This window comes from Methylobacterium sp. J-090, from assembly GCF_022829345.1.
Classification (GTDB): Bacteria; Pseudomonadota; Alphaproteobacteria; order Rhizobiales; family Beijerinckiaceae; genus Methylobacterium.
Genome location: NZ_JAKSXV010000097.1, coordinates 16817 through 42088, shown reverse-complemented (window position 1 = coordinate 42088; position 25272 = coordinate 16817). Strand labels below are relative to the sequence as shown.

The 25272-nt window shown below is 70.8% G+C and carries 21 protein-coding genes; 13 read left to right on the top strand and 8 right to left on the bottom strand.

Annotated features, from left to right (window positions below; genetic code table 11):
• Position 1: 1 nt before the first annotated feature.
• The 9 genes from MKK49_RS19230 (at position 2) to MKK49_RS19190 (ending at position 10965) form a co-directional block, all read left to right on the top strand.
• Complete coding sequence (locus tag MKK49_RS19230) at positions 2 to 3145, top strand: efflux RND transporter permease subunit (RefSeq protein ID WP_244031337.1); 3144 nt, start codon at positions 2 to 4, stop codon at positions 3143 to 3145.
• 16 nt (positions 3146 to 3161) lie between these two features.
• Positions 3162 to 3566, top strand: coding sequence for a DUF305 domain-containing protein (locus MKK49_RS19225; RefSeq protein ID WP_244031336.1), 405 nt, complete (start codon positions 3162 to 3164; stop codon positions 3564 to 3566).
• Positions 3567 to 3879: 313 nt separating this feature from the next.
• Positions 3880 to 4413 carry a (2Fe-2S)-binding protein gene (locus tag MKK49_RS19220; RefSeq protein ID WP_244031335.1) on the top strand — a complete coding sequence of 178 codons (534 nt, stop codon included), beginning with the start codon at positions 3880 to 3882 and terminating at the stop codon, positions 4411 to 4413.
• The gene (locus MKK49_RS19215) at positions 4410 to 5462 is read left to right on the top strand and encodes an FAD binding domain-containing protein (RefSeq protein ID WP_244031334.1); all 1053 of its coding nucleotides are present in this window, start codon (positions 4410 to 4412) and stop codon (positions 5460 to 5462) included. The genes MKK49_RS19220 and MKK49_RS19215 overlap by 4 nt, the downstream gene beginning before the upstream one ends.
• The gene (locus MKK49_RS19210; protein ID WP_244031333.1) at positions 5459 to 7690 is read left to right on the top strand and encodes a xanthine dehydrogenase family protein molybdopterin-binding subunit; all 2232 of its coding nucleotides are present in this window, start codon (positions 5459 to 5461) and stop codon (positions 7688 to 7690) included. Before MKK49_RS19215 ends, MKK49_RS19210 begins: the two co-directional genes overlap by 4 nt.
• A 113-nt stretch (positions 7691 to 7803) precedes the next feature.
• A complete protein-coding gene (locus MKK49_RS19205) occupies positions 7804 to 8778 on the top strand; it encodes a S1C family serine protease (RefSeq protein ID WP_244031332.1) in 975 nt (324 codons plus the stop codon).
• A gap of 31 nt (positions 8779 to 8809) precedes the next feature.
• A complete protein-coding gene (trmFO, locus tag MKK49_RS19200) occupies positions 8810 to 10228 on the top strand; it encodes a methylenetetrahydrofolate--tRNA-(uracil(54)-C(5))-methyltransferase (FADH(2)-oxidizing) TrmFO (protein ID WP_244031331.1) in 1419 nt (472 codons plus the stop codon).
• A gap of 108 nt (positions 10229 to 10336) precedes the next feature.
• The gene (locus MKK49_RS19195; RefSeq protein WP_244031330.1) at positions 10337 to 10621 is read left to right on the top strand and encodes a BrnT family toxin; all 285 of its coding nucleotides are present in this window, start codon (positions 10337 to 10339) and stop codon (positions 10619 to 10621) included.
• Positions 10588 to 10965, top strand: coding sequence for a helix-turn-helix domain-containing protein (locus MKK49_RS19190; RefSeq protein WP_244031329.1), 378 nt, complete (start codon positions 10588 to 10590; stop codon positions 10963 to 10965). The genes MKK49_RS19195 and MKK49_RS19190 overlap by 34 nt, the downstream gene beginning before the upstream one ends.
• 46 nt (positions 10966 to 11011) lie before the next feature.
• Here MKK49_RS19190 and MKK49_RS19185 read toward each other — a convergent pair whose 3' ends face one another.
• The 3 genes from MKK49_RS19185 to MKK49_RS19175 all read right to left on the bottom strand — a co-directional run bounded on the left by MKK49_RS19185 (position 11012) and on the right by MKK49_RS19175 (position 14372).
• Positions 11012 to 11563 (bottom strand): GNAT family N-acetyltransferase, encoded by a 552-nt coding sequence (locus MKK49_RS19185; protein WP_244031328.1) that lies wholly within the window; start codon positions 11561 to 11563, stop codon positions 11012 to 11014.
• Positions 11564 to 11594: 31 nt separating this feature from the next.
• Complete coding sequence (locus tag MKK49_RS19180; protein ID WP_244031327.1) at positions 11595 to 12467, bottom strand: DMT family transporter; 873 nt, start codon at positions 12465 to 12467, stop codon at positions 11595 to 11597.
• A gap of 201 nt (positions 12468 to 12668) precedes the next feature.
• Positions 12669 to 14372 (bottom strand): L-lactate permease, encoded by a 1704-nt coding sequence (locus MKK49_RS19175; protein ID WP_244031326.1) that lies wholly within the window; start codon positions 14370 to 14372, stop codon positions 12669 to 12671.
• Between the two features lie 282 nt (positions 14373 to 14654).
• On the opposite strand from MKK49_RS19175, the gene MKK49_RS19170 reads away from it, so the two are divergent.
• The 3 genes from MKK49_RS19170 (at position 14655) to MKK49_RS19160 (ending at position 18723) form a co-directional block, all read left to right on the top strand.
• Positions 14655 to 15578, top strand: a complete 924-nt coding sequence (locus MKK49_RS19170; protein ID WP_244031325.1) for a manganese catalase family protein — start codon at positions 14655 to 14657, stop codon at positions 15576 to 15578.
• Positions 15579 to 16012: 434 nt separating this feature from the next.
• Positions 16013 to 17023: a cytochrome-c peroxidase gene (locus MKK49_RS19165; protein ID WP_244031324.1), complete on the top strand. Its 1011-nt coding sequence runs from the start codon at positions 16013 to 16015 to the stop codon at positions 17021 to 17023.
• Between the two features lie 38 nt (positions 17024 to 17061).
• Complete coding sequence (locus MKK49_RS19160; RefSeq protein ID WP_244031419.1) at positions 17062 to 18723, top strand: methyl-accepting chemotaxis protein; 1662 nt, start codon at positions 17062 to 17064, stop codon at positions 18721 to 18723.
• A gap of 153 nt (positions 18724 to 18876) precedes the next feature.
• Here MKK49_RS19160 and MKK49_RS19155 read toward each other — a convergent pair whose 3' ends face one another.
• Positions 18877 to 19731, bottom strand: a complete 855-nt coding sequence (locus MKK49_RS19155) for an alpha/beta fold hydrolase (RefSeq protein WP_244031418.1) — start codon at positions 19729 to 19731, stop codon at positions 18877 to 18879.
• A gap of 300 nt (positions 19732 to 20031) precedes the next feature.
• On the opposite strand from MKK49_RS19155, the gene MKK49_RS19150 reads away from it, so the two are divergent.
• Entirely contained in the window at positions 20032 to 21015 is a 984-nt protein-coding gene (locus tag MKK49_RS19150; RefSeq protein WP_244031323.1) for a LysR family transcriptional regulator, read from the top strand.
• Between the two features lie 324 nt (positions 21016 to 21339).
• On the opposite strand, the gene MKK49_RS19145 is transcribed toward MKK49_RS19150, so the two are convergent.
• Genes MKK49_RS19145 through secD form a run of 4 tightly spaced genes read right to left on the bottom strand, consistent with a single transcriptional unit; the run spans position 21340 to position 25222 of the window.
• Positions 21340 to 22221, bottom strand: a complete 882-nt coding sequence (locus MKK49_RS19145) for a phytoene/squalene synthase family protein (protein WP_244031322.1) — start codon at positions 22219 to 22221, stop codon at positions 21340 to 21342.
• Complete coding sequence (locus MKK49_RS19140; protein ID WP_244031321.1) at positions 22218 to 22604, bottom strand: Mth938-like domain-containing protein; 387 nt, start codon at positions 22602 to 22604, stop codon at positions 22218 to 22220. The genes MKK49_RS19145 and MKK49_RS19140 overlap by 4 nt, the downstream gene beginning before the upstream one ends.
• Positions 22605 to 22606: 2 nt before the next feature.
• On the bottom strand, positions 22607 to 23554 hold the full coding sequence (secF, locus tag MKK49_RS19135) for a protein translocase subunit SecF (RefSeq protein WP_244031320.1): 948 nt from the start codon (positions 23552 to 23554) through the stop codon (positions 22607 to 22609).
• Between the two features lie 60 nt (positions 23555 to 23614).
• On the bottom strand, positions 23615 to 25222 hold the full coding sequence (gene secD, locus MKK49_RS19130) for a protein translocase subunit SecD (protein WP_244031319.1): 1608 nt from the start codon (positions 25220 to 25222) through the stop codon (positions 23615 to 23617).
• Positions 25223 to 25272 lie beyond the last annotated feature (50 nt).

Below are 25272 nucleotides of genomic sequence, written 5' to 3'. Positions count from 1 at the left end.
AATGTTCGAGACCATCGTCGCGCAGTCCCTGCGCAACCGCCTCCTCGTGCTGGCGCTCGCCGCCGCCCTCGTCCTCACCGGCGTGCTGGCCCTGACCCGCCTGCCCGTGGACGTGCTGCCCGACCTCAACCGCCCCACCGTCACGGTGATGACGGAGGCCGAGGGGCTCGCCCCCACGGAGGTGGAGCAGCGCGTCACCTACCCCATCGAGACCCGGATGAACGGCCTGCCCGGCGTCACCCGCGTGCGCTCGGTCTCGGGGATCGGCCTCTCCATCGTCACCGTCGAGTTCGAGTGGTCGGCCGACCTGTTCCGCGCCCGCCAGTTCGTGGCCGAGCGCCTCGCGCTGGCCCGCTCGGAACTGCCCCTGAACGTCATGCCCCAGATGGGGCCGGTCTCCTCGATCATGGGCGGCATCCTGCTCGTCGCCGTGACGGGCGAGACGGCCACCGCCATGCAGCTGCGCGAGACCGCCGACTTCACCATCCGGCCGCGCCTGCTGTCGATCCCCGGCGTCGCCCAGGTGATCCCCATCGGCGGCGAGGTCCGCCAGTTCCGCGTCGCCCCGAACCCCGCCGCCATGCGGGCGCTCGGCGTCACCAACGACGCCCTGGGAAAAGCGCTGGAAGGCTTCGGCTCCAATGCCGGCGGCGGCTTCACCGATGCGGGCGCCCGCGAAGTGCTGATCCGCGCGGTCGGCCGCACCACCCGCCTGGAGGATCTGAGCAACCTCGTGGTGCCGACGCCCGGCGGCCCGGTCTACCTGCGGCAGGTGGCGGACGTCGCCTTCGCGCCCCGGCCGAAGCGCGGCGACGGCGGCTACATGGGGAAACCCGCAATCATCGTCTCCGTGGAGAAGCAGCCCGGCATCGACACCGTCCGGCTGACGAAGACCGTGGAGGCGGCGCTCGCCGAGATCGCCCCGGCCCTGCCGAAGGGCATCGAGGCCCAAAAGATCCTGTTCCGGCAGGCGGACTTCATCGAGACCTCGCTCCGCAACGTCGTGACGGTGCTCCTCGAGGCCGTGGCGGTGGTGGCCGTGGTGCTGTTCGCCTTCCTGATGAACGCCCGCACGACGCTCATCTCGCTCACCGCGATCCCGGTCTCGATCCTCGCCACGGCGGCGATCTTTTCGGCGCTCGGTCTCTCCATCAACACCATGACGCTGGGCGGCCTCGCCATCGCCATCGGCGAACTCGTGGACGACGCGGTCGTCGACGTGGAGAACATCCTGCGGCGCCTGCGCGAGAACCGGCACGCGGGCGCGCCCCGCTCGGCCTTCGCGGTGATCGTCGCGGCGTCGAACGAGGTCCGGTCGGGCATCGTCTACGCCACCGCCATCATCTGCCTCGTCTTCGTGCCGCTCTTCGCGCTCACGGGCATCGAGGGGCGGTTGTTCGCCCCCCTCGGTCAGGCCTACATCATCGCCATCCTGTCGAGCCTCGTCGTCTCTCTCACGTTGACCCCCGCCCTCGCCTCCTGGCTGCTCCCCGGCTTACACAGCCTGGAGGCGCCGGAGGGCCGGCTGATCCGTTGGCTCAAGGCCGGCAACGCCCGCCTCGTCGGCTTCGCGTTCGGGCATCAGCGGCTCGTGATGATGGGCGCCGTCCTGGGCGTCGGCGCGGCGGTCTACGTCGCCGCCGGCCTGCCGCGCGCGTTCCTGCCGCCGTTCAACGAGGGCTCGTTCACCGTCAACCTCGCCTTCACGCCGGGGATCTCGCTCACCGAGTCGAGCCGCATCGGCGCCATCGCGGAGGGGCTCGTCGCCGACATCCCGGAGGTGGACCGCGTCGGGCGCCGCACGGGCCGGGCCGAGCTCGACGAGCACGCCGAGGGCGTCCACTCCTCGGACCTCGAAATCGGCTTGCGGCCCGGCGGCCGGCCGCGCGAAAGCATCGCCGCCGACATCCGGGCGCGGCTCGGCGTGCTGCCGGTCTCGGTCAATGTCGGCCAGCCGATCTCGCACCGCCTCGACCACATGCTGTCGGGCGTGCGCGCCGAGATCGCCGTAAAACTGTTCGGCGAGGACCTCGACGGTCTGCGTCGCACCGCCGAGGCCCTCAAGGCGGAGTTCGAGAAAATTCCCGGGCTCGCCGACCTCGCCATCGAGAAGCAGGTGCGGATTCCGCAGCTCGACGTCCGCGTCGACGGCGGCCGGGCCGCCCTCTACGGCATCGCCCCCAACGCCGTGGTCGATGCGGTGAGCCGGCTCGCCAACGGCCGCGTGGTCTCGACCCTGGTGGACGGCCTGCGCCGGTTCGACGTGACCCTGCGGCTGCCCGAATCCGGCCGCTCGGTCACGGCGCTCCGCGACCTCCTCATCGAGACCCCCACGGGCTGGGTCCCGGCCCATGCGCTCGCCGACATCACCGAGCGCGACGGCCCCAACCAGATCCTTCGCGAGAACGGGCGGCGGCGGCTCGTCGTCCAGGCCAACACCGAGCCGGGGGCGGACGGCTCGGCCGTGGCCGGCGCCATCGGCAAAGCCCTGGCGCAGGCGAAGCTGCCCGAGGGCGTCAGCGCGAGTCTGGAGGGCGCGTACCAGGCGCAAGGCGAGGCGACGCGGACCATCGGCCTGCTCAGCCTCGTGTCGCTTTCCCTGGTCTTCGCCCTCCTGGCGAGCCGCTACCGCTCGGGCGTCCTCGCCCTCATCGTCATGGGCAACGTGCCGCTCGCCCTCATCGGCAGCGTCGTGGCGCTCACCGTCGCGGGACTGCCCCTGTCGGTGGCCTCGATGATCGGCTTCGTGACGCTCACCGGCATCGTCGCCCGCAACGGCATCCTCAAGATCAGCCACGCCCTCAACCTCGGGCTGACCGAGGGCCTCCCCTTCGGGCCGGCCCTGGTGCTGCGCGCGAGCCAGGAGCGCCTCGTGCCCGTGCTGATGACGGCGCTCGCCGCCGGCATCGCCCTGGTGCCGCTCCTCGTCGACGGCACCGCGCCCGGCAAGGAGATCCTCCACCCCGTCGCCGTGACGATCTTCGGCGGCCTGTTCAGCGCGACGCTGCTGGACGCCGTGCTGACCCCGATCCTGCTCCTGCGCTTCGGCGGCCCGGCCTTCGCCCGGCTGGCCGCCGCCCGAAGCGAGGTTGAACCGGCCCCCGCCGACCATCCCATCGGGGCCGCGCGCCCCGCCCTGTTCTGACCCCGGAGTTCTTCTGATGATCCTCAAGACCACCCTCGCCGCCGCCCTCGTCGTCTTCGCCCTGGGCGCGGTCGCCGCCCCCGACCACGACCACGATCACCCCGGCCACGACCATGCCGGCCACGACCACCCGGCGCCCAAGGCCAAGGCGGGCGCCGAGGCCCCCTCCACCCGCGCCTTCCGCGAGGCCGGCATGCGCATGCACGGCGACATGGACATCGCCTATTCGGGCGACGTCGACCGCGACTTCGCCGCCGGCATGATCCCGCACCACCAGGGCGCCATCGCCATGGCGAAGGTCGCCCTGCAATACTCGAAGGACCCGGAGGTGCGCGCGCTCGCCGAGAGCATCGTCAAGGCGCAGGACGCGGAGATCGCCCAGATGCAGGCGATCCTGAAGCGCACGGGGGCGGCGAAGTAGGCGATTCGGCCCGCCACGCAACAGCCATCCTGCAGGGCGCCATCGCCCTTCGGCGTGAGGCGCTACGCGCTCCCTCTCCTGGAAGGAGAGGGTTGGGGTGAGGTGTGTGAACTCTCAGGAAAGGTCCCACACCTCACCCTGTCCCTCTCCTTTCAGGAGAGGGGACCCCCGCCAAATCCGAAAATTCTTCGGCATCGCAGTCAGCTCAAGACGAACCATCGGACCGCGACCGCCCCGCCCCCCCCCGCTGGTCGGCCCCGGCGATGGCCCTATCTGGACAAGTTCCAGACAAGCCACGCGGAGCCGTCCCGGCATGAGCTTTCCCGAAACCGGCTTTCCCATCACGCTGACCGTGAACGGCGTGTCCCGCAGCCTCGTCCTCGAGGATGCGCGGGTCACGCTCCTCGACGCCTTGCGCGAGCGCCTCGACCTCACCGGCTCGAAGAAGGGCTGCGACCGGGGCCAGTGCGGCGCCTGCACCGTTCTCCTCGACGGGGTGCGGATCAATGCCTGCCTGGCGCTGGCCGTGAGCCACGACGGGGCGTCCATCACCACCATCGAGGGGCTGGCGGACGGGGACGTGCTGCACCCGGTCCAGGCCGCCTTCGTCGATCACGACGGGTACCAGTGCGGCTTCTGCACGCCGGGCCAGATCATGAGCGCGGTGGGCCTGATCCGGGAGGGCCAGGCCGGCGACGATCCCGAGCGGGTGCGCGAGGGCATGAGCGGCAACCTGTGCCGCTGCGGCGCCTATGCGGGGATCACCGAGGCCGTGCTCGCCGCCCACGCGGCGATGAACGCCCCCGATGTCCTGCCCGGCGGCAACCTCAGCGAGGACGCGGCATGAAAAACTTTGACTATGTCCGCGCCGGCAGCGTCGCCGAGGCCGTGGCGGCCCACGGGGCGGGGGCCGCGTATCTGGCGTCGGGCACCAACCTCCTCGACCTGATGAAGGGCGGGATCACCCGGCCCGAACGCCTCGTCGACATTTCGCGTGTGTCCGGCCTCGATGCCGTCGAGACCCTGCCGGATGGCGCGGTCCGCATCGGCGCCCTCGTGCGCAACGCGACCCTCGCCCACGATCCGGCCTTCGCCAAGAGCTATCCGGCCGTGGCCGAGGCCCTGCTGTCGGGCGCCTCGGCGCAGCTGCGCAACGCCGCCACCACCGCCGGCAACGTCCTCCAGCGCACCCGCTGCCAGTATTTCTACGACACCGCGAGCGCCTGCAACAAACGCGACCCCGGCGCCGGCTGCGAGGCCCTCGGCGGGGCGACGCGCACTCACGCCGTGCTGGGCTGGAGCGAGCACTGCATCGCCACCCACCCGTCGGATTTCTGCGTGCCGCTCGCCGCCCTCGACGCGATCGTGGAGATCGAGGGACCGGCCGGGCGCCGCGCAATCCCGCTCGCGGATTTCCACCGCCTGCCCGGCGACACGCCGGAGCGCGAGACCGAGCTGGCGCCGGGCGAGTTGATCGTCGCCGTCCGGCTCCCGCCCGACGCGAAAAAGTTCGCCGCCCATTCGCGCTACCTCAAGGTCCGCGAGCGCACCTCCTACGCCTTCGCGCTGGTCTCGGCCGCCGTCGGCCTCACCCTCGACGGGGATCGCATCGGGCAGGCCCGCATCGCCCTCGGCAGCGTCGCCCTGAAGCCCTGGCGGGCGCGGGAGGCCGAAAGCCTTCTCGCCGATCAGGTGCCGAGCCCGGCGCTGTTCGCGAAGGCCGCCGACGCGGCGCTCGCCGGAGCGACGCCGTCCGGCGACAACGCCGCCAAGATCGAGCTCGCCCGCCGCATCGTCGTGCGGGCCCTGACCCTCGCGCAGGCCGGCACGCCGGCGCGCATCCCCGCCTTGCCCGCCAGCCCCTTCGCCGCCGCCCCTTCCGGAGCCCGACCATGACCGAGCGCATGCGCCACGGCGCCTCCATCGGCCAGCCCCTGACCCGGCGCGACGGCCCCGCCAAGGTCACGGGCGCGGCCCGCTACAGCGCCGACTTCCACCCCGGGGGGATGCTCCACGCCGTCATGGCGGTGAGCGCCATCGCCCGCGGCCGGGTGACCCACCTCGACGTCGCGGCGGCCAAGGCCCATCCGGGCGTCGTCGACGTGATGAGTCCGGAGAACGCGCCGGCACTCGCCAAATCCCCGGACGAGAAGGACAACCCCTTCGCCTTCCGCCTCGACCTCCTGCAGAACGGAAACGTCCGCTACGCCAACCAGCCCATCGCGGTGGTGATCGCCGAGACCCTGGAGGCGGCAACCGAGGGCGCGGCCCTGCTGAATCCCCGCTACGAGGCCGAAACCCCGAGCGTGGAACTCGGCGGCGAGACAATCTTCACGCCCGACAGCGTCGGCGCCGGCTCGCCGACGCAGGAGGGCTCGGGCGACATCGAAGCCGGGTTCGCGTCGGCCGGGACCCGGATGGAGGCCACCTACGAGACGGCGGCGCAGTATCACAACGCGCTCGAACCCCACACCAGCGTGGCGCAGTGGGACGGCGACCGCCTCACCCTCCACACGCCGACCCAGGCCCTGTGGATCGCCAAGGGCCGCCTCGCCGGCCTGTTCGGCATCCCGCAAGAGAACATCCACATCGTCAGCCACTATCTCGGCGGCGGCTTCGGCTCGAAGGGCTTCATCTCATCCCCGCAGATCCTGGGGATCATGGCGGCGAAGCTCGTCGGCCGGCCGGTGAAGCTGGTGACGCGGCGCGAGCAGATGTTCGGCTCCGTCGGCCACCGCGCCGCGACCCGCCAGACCCTCAAGCTCGGCGCGAAAGCCGACGGCACCCTCACGGCCCTGGACCATCACACCCTGACCCTGACGAGCCGCCACGACGACTTCGTCGAGGCCTGCGGCCTCATCGCCCGCCACCTCTACGCCTCCGAGGCCATCGCCACGACCCACGCGGTCTCGCGGGCCGATATCGGCACGCCGATCTTCATGCGCGCGCCCGGCGAGGCCTCGGGCAGCGTCGCGGTGGAATCGGCCCTCGACGAACTCGCCCTCCAGCTCGACATGGACCCCCTGGAGCTGCGGCTGAAGAACTACGCCGAGGTCGAGCCCATCACCCACCGGCCGTTCTCGTCGAAGGCCCTGCGCGAATGCTACGCACAGGGGGCCGAGCGCTTCGGCTGGTCCAAGCGCCCACGCCAACCGCGCCAGATGCGCGACGAGAACGGCCTCCGCGTCGGCTGGGGCATGGGCACCGCCACCTATCCGGCCGGGATGATGCAGGGCGAGGCCCGCGCCACGATCCGGGCCGACGGCACGGCCCTCGTCGAGACCGCCGCCCAGGACATGGGCCAGGGCGCCTGGACCGTGCTCGCCCAGATCGCCGCCGACGGAATCGGCCTCGACGGAGACCGGGTCGAGCTGCGCATCGGCGATTCGGACCTGCCCAACGGCGGGCTGGCCGGCGGCTCCACCGGCACGGCCACGTCGGGCAGCGCCGTGCACGCGGCGACGCAGGGCGCCCTGGCGGCCCTCGAAGACCTCGCGGTGAACGACCGCGCCTCGCCCCTCTACGGCGCCGGCAATGCCGGCACGGTGGCGGAGGGCGGACGTCTGGCGCGGCGCGACGATCCGACCCGCTCGGAAAGCTTTTCGGACATCCTCGCGCGGGCCGGAAAAGACTCCGTCGAGGCCAAGGGCACCGGGGCGGGCGACCCCGCCTCGCGAAAGACCTACGCCATGCACGCGCACGGGGCGGTCTACGCCGAGGTGAAGGTCGATCCCGATCTCGGGCAGATCCGGGTGACGCGGCTGGTGGGCGCCTTCGCCGCCGGGCGCATCGTCAACCCGCGCCTCGTGCGGAGCCAGTATTACGGCGGCATGATCTGGGGCGTGTCCCTGGCGCTGCACGAGCACGCGGTGCTCGACACGCGCTCGGGCCGGGTGATGAACCCCAATCTCGCCGAGTACCACGTGCCGGTGAACGCCGACGTGCCGTCCCTGGAGGCGATCCTGGTGGAGGAGCACGACCCGCACGTGAACCCGCTCGGCATCAAGGGGGTGGGCGAGATCGGCATCACCGGCACGGCGGGCGCCATCGCCAACGCCGTGTGGCACGCCACGGGCACCCGCGTGCGCGACTTCCCCATCACCCTCGACAAACTGCTGGGCTGAGGGCAGCCTCGGGCGGTGTCCCCGTGAGGAAGACGCCGCCCCAGCCTGTCGAAAGGGGGGCCGGCGACCTATCTCCCGGTCTCGCGGAACGACGACGGCAGGAAAGACCCCCCATGGCCACGCCCGGAGACTGGAAGATCCCCACATCCGTGCAGCCCAGGGCCGCCGACTACGCCTTCGACCTCGCGCAGACCCTGACCGCCATCGTCGCCCTCTCGACCCGGGTGCCGGATGAGGCCTTCACGGCGGAGACGCTGGGTACCGAGCGGGCCGGCAACGGCGTCGTCATCGGCGACGACGGCCTCGTGGTCACCATCGGCTACCTCGTCACCGAGGCCGACACCGTCTGGCTCACCACCCATGACGGGCGCTCCGTGCCGGGCCACGTCGTCGGCTACGATGCGGTGACGGGCTTCGGCCTCGTCCAGGCGCTCGGCAGCCTCGGCCTGCCCTCCATGCCGCTCGGGCGTTCGGGCGGCGTGAAGATCGGCGACCGGGCCATCGTCGCCGGCGTCGGCGGGCGCCAGCGCAGCGTCGCCGTGGAGATCGTCGCCCGGCAGGAATTCGCCGGCTACTGGGAATACGTCCTCGACGAGGCCCTGTTCACCGCCCCGGCCCACCCGCATTGGGGCGGCGCCGCCCTCATCGGCGGCAAGGGCGAGCTGCTGGGCATCGGCTCGCTCCAGCTCCAGCAGGGCACGGCGGAGGGCCCGAAGACCATCAACATGATCGTGCCCATCGACCTCCTGACCCCGATCCTCGACGACCTCGTGACGCGGGGCCGGGCCGACCGGGCGCCCCGGCCGTGGCTCGGCCTCTACGCCAGCGACGGCGACGACGCCGTCGTGGTCATGGGGCTCGCCGACGACGGACCGGCGGAGGCGGCGGATCTGCGCCCCGGCGACGTGGTCGCGGCCGTGGCGGGCGAGCCGGTGGCGGACCTTGCCGGCTTCTTCCGGCAGGTCTGGGCGCTGGGCGAGGCCGGCGTGCGGGTGCCCCTCACCATCCGGCGCGACGGCCAGACCATCAAGCTCGCGGTGACCTCGGCCAACCGCGAGCGCTTCCTGGTCTCCCCGCCCCTGCATTGATCCGGCCGGCGCGCGGGTCTATCCCGAGGCGATGACGGACACAGCAATCCACATCGTCGGCGGCGGCCTCGCGGGCTCGGAGGCCGCCTGGCAGATCGCCGAGGCCGGCCATCCGGTGGTGCTCCACGAGATGCGCCCGGTGCGCGGCACCGAGGCCCATCACGGCCAGGATCTGGCCGAGCTCGTCTGCTCGAACTCGTTCCGCTCCGACGACGCCAACGGCAACGCCGTCGGGCTGCTGCACCAGGAGATGCGCACCCTCGGCTCGCTCATTCTCAGAGCCGCCGACGCCCATCAGGTGCCGGCCGGCGGGGCGCTGGCCGTCGACCGCAACGGCTTCGCCGCCGCCGTCACCGCCGCCCTCGAAGCCCATCCGCTGGTGACCATCGTTCGCGAGGAGGTCGAAGGCCTGCCGCCGGAGGCGTGGGGCCGGACCATCGTCGCCACCGGGCCGCTCACCGCCCCGTCCCTGGCGCAAGCCATCCGCGACCTCACGGGTGCGGACGCCCTCGCGTTCTTCGACGCCATCGCGCCCATCGTCCACCGCGACTCCATCGACATGGACAAGGCGTGGTTCCAGTCGCGCTACGACAAGGTCGGCCCCGGCGGCACCGGCGCCGACTACATCAACTGTCCGATGGACCGCGACCAGTACGACGCGTTCATCCAGGCGCTGATCGACGGCGACAAGATCGGGTTCAAGGAGTGGGAGGCCTCGACCCCCTACTTCGACGGCTGCCTGCCCATCGAGGTGATGGCGACACGCGGCCCCGAGACCCTGCGCCACGGACCGATGAAGCCCGTGGGGCTCACGAACCCGCACAACCCGACGGTGAAGGCCTGCGCCATCGTCCAGCTGCGCCAGGACAACGCGCTCGGCACCCTCTACAACATGGTCGGGTTCCAGACGAAGCTGACCTATTCCGAGCAGGTTCGGGTGTTCCGCTCGATTCCGGGCCTCGAGAACGCCGAGTTCGCGCGCCTCGGCGGCCTGCACCGCAACACCTACCTCGACAGCCCCCGCCTCCTCGACGCGACCCTGCGCCTCAAGGCGCGGCCGTCCCTGCGTTTCGCCGGCCAGATCACCGGCTGCGAGGGCTACGTCGAGAGCGCCGCCATCGGCCTCATGGCCGGGCGCTTCGCCGTGGCCGAGGCGCAGGGGCGGACCCTGGCGCCGCTCCCCGCCACCACGGCGCTCGGGGCCCTCATCGGCCACATCACCGGCGGCCACATCGCGGCCGAGGATGCCGGCGCCCCGCGCTCGTTCCAGCCGATGAACGTCAATTTCGGCCTGTTTCCGCCCCTCGAGCACGCGCCGAAGGGCGAGGCCGGCCAGCGCCTGCGCGGGCCGGAAAAGGCGGTCGCCAAGAAGAAGGCCCTGACGGATCGCGGCCGGGCGGATCTGGCGGCGTGGATCGGGGCGGACGGGGCGCGGATGGCGGCGGAATAGGCGGGCGCTTACGCTGCCCTGTCGCGCCAGACTTGTACGATAGGGCGAACATACGCCCAGGGCGCATAACTTCCTTGCATCTTATGAGCCCTGGGCGTAGAAAAACCCATGGACTTCGACTGGCACGACGAGAAGTCGAACCGAAACCTCGTGGAGCGCGGGTTCGGCTTCGACTTCGCCGCCCTGATCTTCCTGGGGCGCACCCTCGTGAAGTCCGACGACCGGCGCGATTACGGCGAGGTTCGCCAGAACGCCCTCGGGGAGATCGACGGCGATCTCTATCACGTCACCTTCACGGATCGCGGCTCCGTGCGGTGGATCATCTCGGCCCGCCGCGCCAACCGCAGGGAGCGCCAAGTATGGCACGCATCGGCCTCGATCAGCTTCGGATGAACCGTCCGCAGGTCAACCGCGAAACGATCGAAGCCACGACCGAGGCCGACATCAGACGCCACACCCGCGAGGACGGGGGCGACCCGGACGCCACGCCGACCGGGTACGTCCTCGCGCTCGCACCGGCCGACATCCGGAAAAAGCTCGGCGTCACGCAGCAGCGTTTCGCCGATGCGCTCGGTGTCCCGGTGACGACCTACCGGAATTGGGAGCAGGGCCGGAAGGTGCCAGACCCGGCCGCGCGCTCGCTCCTCACCATCTTCGACCGGGAGCCGGAAGCCGCCATGCGCGCCTTGGGCATCGATTGGACGAGCCTTGGGAAAGCGGCGGCCGAGACCGATTGATCTCTCCAGATCGAGGGCGCGCGACGGGCTCCTCGATCTCCCAAGATCAATCGGGTTTCGGCTCATACGTAAAAATCCGCCGCCCCGGCCGGTGGCCCTCGTCGCCCGTATCGCGAAAGCCGACCTTGAGGAGCAGGCCGCGCGAGGCGGCGTTCTCCGGGCGGCACTCGGCGACGACGAAGCGGTGGGGAAAGCGCTGGCGCAGGAGGCCGATGGCGGCGGTCACGGCCTCGGCGCCGTAGCCCTGGCCCCGGGCCGCCCCCCCGACCCAGTAGCCGAGCTCGACGGCGTGGTCGCCGCGCAGGTGCAGGCCGACGATGGCCACGAGGTCGCCATCCCGCAGCCCGTCCCCCGCCCCTCCCCGCGCGCGGGCACCGAGGAAGCAGTCGTTTTTGATCTTCGCCGGGCCGATGAGCTGACGCGCCGCCGCCAGGGTGAAGGGGTTAGGCAGGAAATCGATGGCGCCGGTGATGGCCGGATCGTCGGTGAGCGCCCGCACGGCCTCGGCGTCCCCCGGCGCCAGGGGGCCGAGGCGCAGGCGGGCGGACTCCACCGGGGGGAGCTTGGCGAGGGAGTAGCGTGCGGCGAGGTTGAACATGGCGGCGCCATCCTACCAGATCGCGCCGCGCTTACGCGAACCGTTTCGCCCCCGCCACGCACAGGACGACGAGGCCGGCCGCCGCCAGCATGGTCCAGGCGACGGGCTCGTGCAGGAGGAGCCCGGCCAGCGCCAGGCCGAAGAACGGCTGGAGCAGCTGCAGCTGCCCGACGCCCGCGATTCCCCCGAGCGCCAGCCCGCGATACCAGAACACGAAGCCGACGAGCATGCTGAACACCGAGACGTAGGCGAGCCCGGTCCAGGCCGGCCAGCCGATCCCGCGCCACGACGTCGGCAGGGTCGCGAGCGCCAGGGCCGCCATCACCGGCAGGGCGAGGACGAGGGCCCACGAGATGACCTGCCAGCCGCCCAGCCGCCGCGACAGGGTCGCCCCCTCGGCGTAGCCGAGGCCGCAGAGCAGGATGGCGGCGAGCATCAGGAGGTCGCCCACGGACGCATCGCCGCCTTCGAAGGCACCATTCTGGGTGAGGGCGAAGCCCGCCACCGTGGCCGCACCGGCGGCGGAGAACAGCCAGAAGGCCGGGCGCGGCCGCTCGCCGCCGCGCAGGACGCCGAACCCGGCGGTGGCGAGCGGCAGCAGGCCGACGAACACCACCGAATGGGCGGCGGTGACGTGCTGGAGCGCCAGCGCCGTGAACAGCGGGAAGCCGACCACGACCCCGACGGCCACGAGCGCCAGGGCGGCGAGGTCGCTCCGCCCCGGCCGCGTCTGGCGCAGGGCCAGGAGCAGCCCCGCACCGAGGGTCGCGGCGATCACCGCCCGCGCCGCAGTGAGGAACAGGGGCGAAAACCCCCCGACGGCGGCCCGGGTCGCTGGCAGGGAGGCGCTGAAGATGAGGATGCCGAGGAGCCCGCTGCCCCATCCTCGCGTCGTCCGTGGCATCGGGGTCCCTTTCGCATGGAACCCCGGCGATAGCCGCCGCCCCGCCCCCGCGACAGCGACGGCGCCGGACGATCCGGCCACACTGTCCGGGAGCCCGGCCGGACACCGTCCAGGAAAAGACCCGCTCATGAGAAGGCCCGCTCACGAAAAAACCCGCCCCGGCGAACCGGAGCGGGCTGTTTCCCGAGCGCCGGGGCTTCCTTAGGGGTGAATCACCATGGCGGTGAACGGGTAGACGTAGGCCTGGAGCATCACGAGGCAGCCGACGAGGCAGGCGAGCACGATGGAGTGCCAGAACACGAAGCGCAGGATCTTGCCCTCCTGGCCGAAATACCCCGTGGCCGTGGAGGCGACGACGATGGACTGGGCGTCGATCATCTTGCCCATGACGCCGCCCGACGAGTTCGCCGAGGCCATGAGGATGCCCGACAGGCCGAGCTGCTCCGACGTGATTTTTTGGAGTCCGCCGAACAGGACGTTCGACGCGGTGTCGGAGCCCGTCAGGGCCACGCCCAACCAGCCGAGCAGCGTGCCGAAGAACGGGTAGAGGATGCCGGTGCCGGCGAACGCCAGACCGAGCGTCGCGTCGACGCCGGCGTAGCGGGTGAGGACGCCGAGGGCGAGCATCGCCGAGATGGTGATGAGCGAGTAGCGCAGGACCCAGATGGTCTCGATGTAGGCGGTCACGAGGCGCCACGGCGAGAACCGCATGAGCAGGCCCGACAGGATGGCGGCGAACAGCACGCCGGTGCCGGTGTAGGACATGTAGGTGAAGGCGAAGACGGCGGCTTCCGGGTGGGCGGTCGCCACCACCGGCGGCACCTTCATGATGACGTTGTGGAGGCCCGGAACCTCGTATTTCCAGGTGAAGATCGGGTTGACGATGGCCTTGAACCAGCCCGTGCCCCAGATCGCCACGATCACCGAGAGGATGATCCACGGCACCCAGGCCATCAGGATTTCGGAGGACGAGGCGGTGCGCACGCCGGCGCCCGTCGGGGCCACCTTGGCGCCGCCGGCGGCGGTGACGAAGCCGATGGAGGGATCGTTGCCGCGCAGGGCCGGCGAGGTCCAGATGGTGGCCGGGCGCCAGAAGCGCAGGAACAGCACCAGGGCGCCCATGGAGATCAGGGCCGCGCCGATATCGACGATCCACGGATTGACGTAGTTCGAGATGCCGAACTGGGCGAGGGCGAACGAGCCGCCGCAGACGAGGATCGCCGGCCAGATCTGGAGCATGCCGCGAAAGCCCGCGAACACCCAGATGAGCCAGAACGGCACCAGCACCGAGAAGAACGGCAATTGCCGGCCGATCATCGCGCCGAGGATGTAGGGGTCGTAGCCCGTCACCGAGGCGAGGCCCTGGATGGGCGCGCCCAGCGCGCCGTAGGCCACGGGGGCGGTGTTGGCGATGAGCGAGAGGCCGGACGCCGCGAGCGGCGAGAAGCCCAGCCCGATGAGGATGGCGCCGGTCACCGCCACCGGGGTGCCGAAGCCGCCGGCGCCCTCGAAGAACGCCCCGAAGGCGAAGGCGACGAGCAGGAGCTGCAGGCGCCGGTCGGTGGTGATGCCCGCCACCGATTGCTGCAGGGTGGCGAACCACCCCTTCTCCACCGTCAGGCGGTAGAGAAAGATGACGTTGAGGATGATCCAGCCGATGGGGAACAGGCCGAGCGCCACGCCGTAGGCGGAGGCGCGGGTGGCGAGGCCGGCGGGCATGCCGAACAGGAAGACGGCGACGCAGAACGCCAGCACGAGGGAGAGCACGGCGGCGATGTGAGCCTGGACCTTGCCGCTGGCGATCATGCCGAGCAGGGCGATGACCGGCAGCGAGGCAGCCAGCGTCGAGAGCCAGGGGCTCCCGAACGGGTCGTAGACCTGATTCCAGGTGGTGACGGTGTTCACGGCCTGCGTCCTCCCAAGGTGACCCCGATCTCCCGCCGGGGCCTTGGTCCCGTTGCTAGCAGACGCCCGGACCCGGCTCAACGCGGGTTCATTCAGTATTCAGAGGCAGTTGCGGGCGGGACACCACCGGCCGGCCCCGGGGACGCAACGGGCGCCCCCGATCCTCCGGCCGAAGGTTCCAAGCGTGGCCGATCCTGCGTGATCATGGCGCAACGGCGGAACATGCCCGACGCGGCCCGGTTCCCCCGGGACATGTCCCAACCCGGGACCGGAGATCACCTCATGTTCATGCGCGTCGACAAGCTACAGGCCGAGCTTCCCGCGCCGAAGCGGAAAGATCCCAACGCGGCGGCCGCCCTGCAGGAACTGCTCGGCGGCAAGTACGGCGAGATGTCGACACTGGGCAACTACATGTTCCAGAGCTTCAACTTCCGCAGCAAGTCGAAGCTGCGGCCGTTCTATAGCCTGGTGGCTGCCATCACGGCCGAGGAACTCGGCCATGTCGAGCTCGTGAGCAACGGCGTCGCCATGCTCGCCAACGGCCCCGACAACGACGGCGACAAGGGCGACGGCGGCGACATCTCGGGCGCGCCGTTCGAGGACATGAAGGACATCCGGCTGGCGGCGGCGTTCCTGTCGAACGGCGGCGGCGTGACCCCGGTCAATTCCAACGGCGCCTCCTGGAACAATGATTTCATCACGACGACCGGCAACGTGGTGGTCGATCTCCTGCACAACTTCCACCTCGAATGCGGCGCCCGTCTGCACAAGCTGCGGGTCTACGAGACCCTCACCGACCCGACGGGCCGCGAGGTCTGCGGCTACCTGCTCGTGCGCGGCTCGGTCCACGCCCACGCCTACGCCCTGGCGCTCAAGAAGATCACCGGCGTCGAGCTGGAGAAGTTCCTGCCGACCCCGAACATCAACCTCGACAAGATCCCCGAGTGTCAGAAGTACCTGCAGGAGGGCTCGCACCGCCGGCTCTATACCTTCAGCCCGAACGACTACAAGGAGATGGCCGGCATCTGGGGCAACGGCGAAGTGGCGCTGCCGGGCGACCCGCCGGGCGAGCTCACCGTGGTCGAGGGCATGCCCGACGGCGGCAAGATCCATCAGCTCACGGGCGTGCCCTCCGCCTTCACCCCGGATTACGCCCCCGAGGAGATGTTCGAGATCGCCGCGAAGCTGACCAAGAAGGCGCGCTGAGGCCGCATCGAACGGGTGACGAATGACAAGGGCGGCTCCTTCGGGGGCCGCCCTTTTCGCGTTCGCGGGCCGGGTCGTTACGGGGGTCGGACGGGTTTCGACGAGACGGCTCGCGCAACCTGGCGTGGAACCACGGCCGCCTCGGACGGGCGGCGAAGATTCGCCATGACGTGTGAAATTCAGATCCTCGCGAATGCTGCCGCAGAGTAACCGCCGGATCGCGCCTCGCTCATCGCATGCAACGCGAATTCCAGCGCTGTCGATCCGAAATCTCACCCTCCGAAAATCTGTTCTTGTCATGATCCGACAAGACAAACGTCCTTTCTCGAATTTCTTACTTTACGGTTCTTTAAAATGTTTCTCAGTATGAGGTGATCCATACAGTATATCGCATTTCTGATCGTTCCATCGGAAGTCTCATGCAAGGACCCGGCATGTCGTTGGTGAAGAAAGCCGTGTCGTTCACGGCCGGCGTCCTTTCGCTCGGAATCCTCCACGCCAGCGCGAACGACATCGACGCCCTGAAGGCACAGTATCGCCGGCCGACGGCGATTCCGTTCCCCGAGACCGCGCCGTTCTCACCGCAGGTGGCGACGCTCGGCAAGATGCTGTTCTTCGATCCGCGCCTGAGCGGCAAGCAGAACCTGAGCTGCGCGAGCTGCCACAACCCGTCCTTCGGCTTCGAGGTCCCGGTTCCGGGCGCCATCGGGGCGACGAACAAGCCCCTCGCGCGCAAGGCCCCGACGGTGCTGAACGCGGCCTGGATTCCGATCCTGTTCTGGGACGGGCGCGCCCCCGACCTCGAGACCCAGGCCATGGGGCCGATCACCGCCGATGCCGAGATGGACGGCAAGTTCCCCGAGATCATCGCCCGCCTGAAGGGCACGCCGGAATACGCGGCCTGGTTCGGCCGGCTGTTTCCTCGGGACGGCGTCACGCAGGACAGCATCCTGACGGCCATCGCCACCTACGAGCGGACGGTGGTGTCGGGCTGGGCGCCGTTCGATCGCTGGGTCGAGGGCGACGCGGCGGCGATCTCGCCCGCCGCCCAGCGGGGTTTCGCGGTGTTCACCGGCAAGGGCGGCTGCGCGGCCTGCCACACGGGGTGGAACTTCACCGACAACAGGTTCCACGACCTCGGCATCCCGACGAAGGATCCCGGCCGCGCCGCCTTCGAGCCCGATGCGCCCCTGGCCCGGCACGCCTTCAAGACGCCCGGTCTGCGCAACCTGACCTACCGGGCGCCCTTCGGCCATGCGGGCCAGTTCGCCAACCTCGAGGAGATCGTCGCCTTCTACGAGAACGGCGGCCTCGCGCGGCCCTCGAAGTCGCCGCTGATGCGGCCGGTCAGCCTCGACGCGGGGGAGCGCGCGGACCTGATCGCCTTCCTGCGGGCGCTCACGGCCGAGCAGACCCAGACCGCCCTGCCGAACCTGCCGAACTGACCTCGCCGAACCGAGCCTTGAGACGGGACCGCGCCCTCATGTCGATCCGCTACACGATCCTGCTTCCGCTCCTCGGCTTCATGGTCCTGGCGGGCCTCCTGTCCGGCGTGACCGGCCTCATCGGCCTCGGCGCCGTGGGCGACCTGGCGAACCTCGCCGAGCGCACCACCGAGGCGAACGAGGCGAGCCGGGCGGCCCGCGACCGGTTCCGCCGGATGGAGGAGCTGGTGGCCCGGGTGAGCGCCATGACCGACCTCCTCGACATGGCGCCCATCGCCACCGAGTTCCGCGCGGCGGGCGACGGGCTCACGGCCCTGCTCGGGCGCCTGACGGACGCCGCCCTGTCCGAGCGGATGCGGGCCCTGTCGCGCGAGGCGGAGGGGGAGGCGGCGCGGTGGCGCGGGGACGCGGAAATCCTGCTCGGGCTCCGTCCGGCCCGGGAGATCCCGACCCTGGAGCGCATGACCCGGCAGGGCCAGCGCTTGCGGAGCCGCTTCGACGAGGCCGTGGCCCTCTCCGCCGAGGATGCCCGGGCCGGGATCGCGGCGACCCGCGCGGCGACGGCCTGGAAGATCTGGGCGATGCTCGGCCTCGGGGCCGGCATGGTCCTCGCCGGCTCGGGCATGGCCTGGTGGCTCGCCGGAACCCTGGCGCGGCCCCTGGTCCGGCTGACCGCCGACGCCACGCGCCTCGCCGACGGGGACACGAACGTGGATCTGGCCGCCGCCGCCCGCCGCGACGAGATCGGCGCCATCGCCCGGGCCGTGGTGGCGATCCGCGACATGTCCCTGGCGGAGGCCGCGCGCCAGCTCGAGACCACCGAGGCCGTTCGCCTGCGGGAAGAGCAGGCGCGGCGCGCCCTGCTGCGCGACCTCGCCGACCGGTTCGAGCGCTCGGTCGGCGGGATCGTCGCCCACGTGGCCGACGCGGTGACCGGCCTGCAGGCCGCGTCCGGCACCATGCGGCAGGCCGTGGCGGGCACGGCGCAGCGCTCCGCCAGCGCGGCGCAGGCCGCGCAGCTGACGGCCGGCAACGTCAACGCCGTGGCGGCGGCGGCCGACGAGCTCGGCGCGACGGTGGGGGAGATCGGCCGGCAGGTGGCGCAGGCGTCCGGGATGTCGTCGACGGCCGTCGGCGCCGCCGCCCGCACGGGGGAGACCATGGCGGCCCTGTCCCAGGCCGCGACGCGGATCGGCGACGTGGTCGGCCTCGTCTCGACCATCGCGGGCCAGACCAACCTCCTGGCGCTCAACGCCACCATCGAGGCGGCGCGGGCCGGCGAGGCCGGCAGGGGTTTTGCCGTCGTGGCCACCGAGGTCAAGGAACTGGCCTCGCAGACGGCGCGGGCCACCGAGGAGATCGGCCGGCAGATCGGTGCGATCCAGGCGGCGACCGGCGGGGCGGCCCAGGCGATCGCGGACATCACGGGGCAGATCCACGCCATGAGCGGGGTGACGACGGGCATCGCCGGCGCCATCGAGGAGCAGGGCGCCACGACGCGGGAGATCGTGCGCCGGATGTCCGAGGCCTCGGCCGGGACCGACCGGGTCACCGCCGACATCGCCCAGGTCGCGGAATCGGCGGAGGGCGCCGGCGACGTCGCCGCGGCCGTCGCCACGGCCGCCGACGCCCTGGCCGGCCAGTCGCACACCCTGCATGCGGAGATCGAGCAGTTCCTCAGCCACGTCCGCGCCGCCTGAGCGCGGCGAGCGGACTGGGCGGCTCACTCGGGGGCCGCCCTTGTGTGCGGGCGAGCGTTCGGGACCGCCGCCGAACTCGGTCGACATGCATGGCCGGACGCGCGAACCTGACGCCATACGGGACGCCATGCGGGAAGAAACGAACACGTCGCGTTACGGATTCCGCTCCAGGAACGCGCGCATCAGCCGCGCGATCTCGGCAGCGTGCGTCTCCAGCGCGAAGTGCCCGGTGTCGAGGAAGTGGATCTCCGCCTGGGGCAGGTCGCGCCGATAGGCCTCGGCGCCGGGGGGGATGAAGAAGGGATCGTTCCGCCCCCAGACCGCGAGCAGCGGCGGCTGGTGCCGACGAAAGTAGGCCTGAAACGCCGGGTAGAGCGCCACGTTCGTGCGGTAGCTCAGGATCAGATCGAGCTGGATCTCCTGGGCCTCGGGCCGGCGCATGAAGTGCATGTCCAGCGTGAGACCGTCGGGTGATACGAGGCCGGCCGGCGCGCCGTGCTCGTACTGGACGTGGATGGCCGCATCGGTGAGTGCCGCGCGGCAGGCCTCGCGGTTCGCGGGGCTGGGCTCGCGCCAATAGGCCTGCCACGGCTCCCATTCCGTGCTGAGGCCCTCGGTGTAGGCGTTGCCGTTCTGCGAGATGATGGCGCTGACCCGCTCGGGATGGCGCATCGCCAGCCGAAGGCCGGTCGGCGCGCCGTAGTCGAAGATGTAGAGGGCGTAGCGCTTGAGCCCCATCGCATCGACGAAGCCCTCGATCACCTCGGCGAGACGGTCGAAGCTGTACTCGAACGTGCCACGCCCGGGGGCCGTCGTGTTGCCGAAGCCCGGAAGGTCGGGCGCGATGACGCGGTAGCGGTCCGCCAGGCGCGGGATCAGGTCGCGGAACATGTGCGACGCGGTCGGGAAGCCGTGCAGGAGGAGCAGCACCGGCGCATCGCGCGGACCCGCTTCCCGGTAGAACACCCCGACCTCGCCGACCTGCTTGGTGCCGTAACTGACCGTCATGGAGCCGTTCTCCTTCGGGGAATGAGGGGGCGGAGCGCCCGCGGGCGGAGCGGCGTGCACGGGCGAAGCGGCCTGCACGGGCGATGTCGTGAGCGGCATCGCGGCCACGCTCACGCCGAGCGCCGCGAGGAGCGTGCGCCGCGTCGCGCCGACCTGGGTCGCCGTCATGGTCACCGCTCCTCCACGCTCTTGCACGCTCTTGCGCGCTCTTGCGCGCTCTTGCCGAGGCAGAAGCTAGCGCTTCGCGCGTTGCGCAATAAGATGGGCCAATTGAAAACCGGAATTGCAGGATCTGAAACGATGGATCGCCTCGATGCCATGGCCGTGTTCGTGGCGGTCGTCGAGGCGGGCTCGCTCGCCGCAGCCGGACGCAGGCTCGGTCACTCACCGGCGACCGTGACCCGCGCGGTGGCGATGCTGGAGGAGCGCCTGGGCGAACGCTTGCTGCATCGCTCGACCCGCGCCCTGCGGCTGACGGAGCGTGGCGAGCATCAGGCGTCCGTGTACCGCAGCATCCTGGCCGAACTCGCCGACGCGGATGGAGGCGATGCGGACACCCGGATCACGGGTCGGATCGTCCTGACCGCACCGGAACTGTTCGGTCGGGCCATCCTGATGCCCGTGCTCGAGACCTTCCTCGATGAGCACGCCGGGGTCAGCGTGCGCGTGATCCTGCTCAACCGTCTGGTGAGTCTCGTCGAGGAGGGCGTGGACGTCGCGGTCCGGCTCGGACCGCTGCCAGCCTCGGGCTTTATCGCCGTCAGGCTCGGAGAGATGCGCCGGCTGGTCTGCGCCGCACCGGGCTATCTCGCGCGCGCGGGCATGCCGAGCAAGCCCGGCACCCTTCACCAGCACCAGTGCATCGGCACGGAGGAAGGCACCGAACGCGAGCAATGGCATTTCATCGATCGTGCGTCGGATCGCCACCGGCCGTTCTCGACGGCCATACGGCCCCGCATGGCCCTCAACAGTGCGGGCGCGGCGATCGACGCCGCACTCCGTGGCCATGGCATCTGCCGCGTGATGGCCTACCAGGTGGTCGAACACATCGAGGCCGGTCGCCTCTTACCGCTCCTTCGCAGCTTCGAACCGGCGCCCCTGCCGATCCATCTGATCTTCCATCCGATCCCGCGGCGGAACGCGGCCCTGCGCGCGTTCGTGGATCACGCGACGCCACGCTTGAGAGCGGCCGTCGCGGCCGTCTCGGACAGCGCGGCCCGTTCCGCTGGCGCGGGATCGACCGTCCGCTCCGGGGCGGGCGCGAGCGATACGGCTTCCGGGTGATGAAGTCGGTCGAAACGGCCGATCGTTCGAAGACGCGGTGCGGCGCGGGTCCCCCCACCTTCCAGGAGAGGGCGATCGCGGCCCTCCGGCTTCCCTTCGAGACGCGCCCGCGTCCCCGAAGCGGACGCGCGATGGCACGCCAACGCGTCACCCTGCGTCGCGCCTTGGCCTGTCGCAGGTTTTCGACGGGGAACCCGTGACCCCTTTTCGCGAACCCTTGGGCTTAGAGCATGATGCGGGAAAGTGGAGGCCGGTTTTCCGAAAACATCATGCGAAAACAAGAGCTTAGAGCATGCTGCCGGTTCTGCGAAAAAGCGGCATGCTCTAGAACGCCCCCCGGGACGCCCGCCACAACCGCCACAGCCTTCGCCAGCGCGGAACCTCGATCAGGGTGTTGAGCGGGTCGTAGCCCGGGCGCTCCATGGCGGCGAGGTAGGGCTCGACCAGGGCGACGGGCAGGAAGGCGGCCCGTGCCGCGGGGGCGATGGTGCCGCGGGCGGCCGCGTAGGCCGCGAGGTGGCGGCGCGCCAGGGCCCGGAGGTCGGCGCAGGCGCGCACGAGGCCGGGGCCGCCGCGGCCCGTCACCACGTCCTCGCGGGTGACGCCGTAGGTCTTCAGGATGTCGGCCGGGAGATAGACCTGTCCGCCGCGCGCGTGCCACGGCAGGGACCGCAGCAGGCCGGTGATGCCGTAGGCCACGCCCGCATGGCCGGCGGCGGCCGCACCCCCGGGCTCGGCGCCGTCGCACAGGACGAGGCCGCCGAGGCGGATGAGGGCGGAGGCGGTCTCGCCGCAATAGCCCTCGAGGTCGTTCACCCGGGGCATCGGGTCGTCGTAGAGGTCGAAGACGCGGGCGTCGATGAGGTCGACGAAGGGCTGGCGCCCGAGCTTGCGCTTGACGATGGCGTCGTCCAGCGCCGCCGCCACGGGGTTGGCCTTCACGTCGCCGCGCGCCTCGCCCTGGAGGGCGTCGCGCCACCATTGCAGGCGGAGCTCGCCCGCCATGGGGTTCGAGGCGGCCTCGCGGGTGCGGGCGATGGTGAGGCTGAAGGCGATGAGGGCGAACAGGTGCGGCCGGAACGCCGCCGGGGCGAACAGGGTGGCGAAGTAGCGGTCGGGGTCGCCCGCCCTCACCAGGGCCTCGCAATGCCCGAACGCGAAGGCGAGGCCGCCCGCCGTCCCGGCCCGGGTGTCCGTGTCCGTCATGGCACCGCGATCAGGGCGGCGGCGACCTTGCGGTTCTCCGCCATGAGGATGTTGTAGGTCCGCGCCGCCGCGCCGGTCTGCATCACGTCGAGGCCGATGCCGGCCTCCTTCAGCCAGCGCCGCAGGCTGTCGGGGAAGGGCGCGATGTCGAGGCCGGTGCCGATGAGGAGGAGGTCGATCCCCGCCCCCTCCGCCGCGACGGGCCGGAGGGCGTTGCGGTCGATGGCCTTCGCCTCCGTCGGGTCCCAGGCCCGGACGCCGGACGGCAGCACCAGGATCGAGCCGCGATGGGACATCTCGGCGAAGCGGAAGCCGCCATTGCCGTAGGCGTCGATGATGTGGCGGCCGGGAACGTAGCCGTCGTGGAGGCTGCCGGCGGCCATCGCTACTCCGCCGCCTGCGGCACGCGCCCGCCCGACCGGGCGGCCTGCGCCTTCACCCCCGAGAGCATGAGGCCGAGATAGATCAGCACCGGCGTCGAGACGAAGATCGCCGAGTAGGTGCAGATGACGACGCCGGCCAGCATCACGACGGCGAAGCCCTTGATCGCCTCGCCGCCGAACAGCACCAGGGCGAGCAGCGACAGGAAGGCGGAGGTCGCCGTCATCACCGTGCGCGACATGGTGGAGTTGATGGAGAGGTTGAGGAGCTCGACGGTGGGAATCGTCTTGTAGCGGCGCATCAGCTCGCGGGTCCGGTCGAACACCACCACGGTCTCGTTGAGCGAGTAGCCCACGATGGTCAGGATCGCGGCGATCGAGGTCATGTTGAACTCGATGCGGGTGATGACGAAGATGCCGATGGTGAGCACGATGTCGTGGAGCGTGCCGACGATGGCCCCGAGCGCCAGTTCGCGCTCGAACCGGAACCACAGGTAGAACAGCACGGCGAGCACCGAGAGCACCACGCCGATGGTGCCGGACTGGACGAGCTCGCCCGAGACGCGCGGCCCCACGGTCTCGGTGCGGCGGAACTCGTACTCGGTGTCGAAGGCGCCGTGGGCCTTCTGCATCACCGCCGTCTGGCCCTGCTCGCCGGGCTGGAGCGGGAAGCGCACCAGGATGGTGCCCTGGCCGCCGAGTTCCTGCACCTCGGTCTCGCCGAAGCCGAAGCCGTTGGCCGTATGGCGCACCGCCCCGACATCGGCCGTGCCGGATTTCGCCTGGAGCTCGACGAGGGTGCCGCCCTTGAAGTCGATGCCGAAGTTGAGGCCCACCGTGAGGAACAGGATCACGGTGGCGACCGACATGAACGCCGAGAGCGGGAAGGTGAACCGCCGGAAGCGCATGAAGTCGAAATGCGATTCGTCGGGCCAGAGGCGGAGCAGACGCATGATCGGTCTCGGATTGGTGTCAGGGCCGAACGGAGGTTCTCTTCAGAACGGCAAAGCTTCTCAGAACGGCAAGGCCTTCGGCCGGGCGAGATTGTACCACAGGGCGATCATCATGCGGGTCAGGGTCACGGCGGTGATGACCGTGGTGAGGATGCCGAGGATGAACACGACGGCGAAGCCCTTCACCGGGCCGGAGCCGAGGAAGAACAGGATCAGGGCGGCGATCGCCATGGTCGAGTTCGAATCGATGATGGTGGCGAACGCCTTGTCGAAGCCGGCCTGAAGCGCCGAGACGATGGAGCGCCCGGCATGGACCTCCTCGCGCACGCGCTCGTAGATCAGCACGTTGGAATCCACCGCCGTGCCGATGGTGAGCACGATGCCGGCGATGCCCGGCAGGGTCATGGTCGCCTCCAGCACCGACATCAGGCCGAGGATGAGGCCGACATGGACGATGAGGGCGATGTTGGCGAAGAAGCCGAACACCCCGTAGGTGGCGAACATGAACACGATGACCAGCGCGCCGGCGACCAGGGTCGCGAGCTTGCCGGCCTGGATCGAATCGCGACCGAGGCCCGGGCCGACGACGCGGCGCTCGACGACCGTGAACTTCGCCGGGAGCGCGCCGGCGCGCAGCAGCACCGAGAGGTCGTTGGCCTGGGCCACGGTGAAGTTGCCGGTGATCTGCCCGGAGCCGCCGGTGATCGGCGTGTTGATGCGGGGCGCCGAGACCACCTCGTTGTCGAGCACGATGGCCATGCGGCGGCCGACATTCTCGGCGGTGGCCTGCCCGAAGCGCTGGGCGCCCTTCAGGTTGAACTTGAAGCTGACCATCGGCTCCTGGGTCTGATGGTCGAAGGCGGGCTGCGCGTCCGTGAGGTCGCCGCCATCGGCCATGACCCGGCGCTCGACGGGGACCTTGGCGCCCTTCTCGTCCTTGGACGGCAGCAGGTCGACGTCGCCGCTGGGCGAGTCGGCCAGCATGCGGAACTCGAGCTTGGCGGTGGAGCCCAGGAGCTTCTCCAGCCGCTCGGGGTTCTGTTCGCCCGGCACCTGGATCAGGATGCGGTCGGCGCCCTGCTGCTGGATCGACGGCTCGGTGGTGCCCGTCGAATCGAGGCGGCGGCGGATGACCTCGATGCCCTGGCTCACGGCGCGGCGGGTGCGCTCGGTGATGCCGGCATCGGTCAGGGTCAGGCGGACGAGGCCGTCGGGCTGCTCGGTGATGTCGAGGGTGCGGCCGGCGCCCTGGCCGACCAGCGGATTGGCGATGGGCTGGGCGAGCTCGCGCAGCTTCGGCAGCAACTTTCCGCGCGAAGCCGCGTCCGGGATGCGGATCTGGACGCCGCGCGGCAAGAGCTGGATGCCGCCCTCGGCGCGGGCCGATTCCTGCTGGAGGATGCGGCGGACGTCGTCGCGGAGCGCCTTGGCCTGCGAGGCCACGAGCTCGTTCTGGTCGACCTCGAGGAGGAGCTGCGAGCCACCCTGCAGGTCGAGGCCGAGCACGATGGCGCGGGTCGGCACGATCCAGCTCGGGAACCAGCCCGGCAGGGACGCCATGAAGCCCCGGCGCTGCTCGGGCGAGAAGAAGCTCGGCACGGCGAGGCTCAGGCCGATGAGGATGACGGCCAGCGTCGTGACGATCTTGGTTCGCGAGAAGCGCAGCATCCGCCCGTTCCATGTTCTTGTTGCGATGCCGGCGGTTCCGCCGGCATCCT